1 protein-coding gene is annotated in these 353 nt (G+C 64.0%); it reads left to right on the top strand.

Annotated features, from left to right (window positions below; translation table 11 throughout):
• The coding region (locus tag ALI144C_RS00020; RefSeq protein ID WP_143230272.1) for a DUF7927 domain-containing protein at nucleotides 1–353 on the top strand (353 nt) is incomplete at both ends.

Raw genomic sequence — 353 nt, 5'->3', positions numbered from 1 at the left:
GGTGCGACGTTCACCGATGACCTGACGAAGGTCCTTGACGACGCCGACTACCAGAACGACGGCGCGGCCGACCTCGGTGCGGTGTCCTATGTGGAACCGAAGCTGACCTGGACCGGTGATCTGGCCGTCGGCCAGACAGCGACCGTCACGTACTCGGTCAAGGTGAAGAACCCGAACACGGGAGACAACCTCCTGACCAACGCGATCACCTCGGACACGCCCGGGGGGAACTGCCCACCGGGGTCGACGGATCCGAAGTGCGGTACGACGACTCCGGTTTCGGGCCTGTCGATCGCCAAGGCCGTCGACAAGCAGTCGGCCAATCCCGGTGACACCGTGAAGTACATGGTGGT

The organism is Actinosynnema sp. ALI-1.44 (assembly GCF_001984155.1).
Lineage (GTDB): Bacteria > Actinomycetota > Actinomycetes > Mycobacteriales > Pseudonocardiaceae > Kibdelosporangium.
This window is presented reverse-complemented; position numbering and strand designations above follow the sequence as displayed.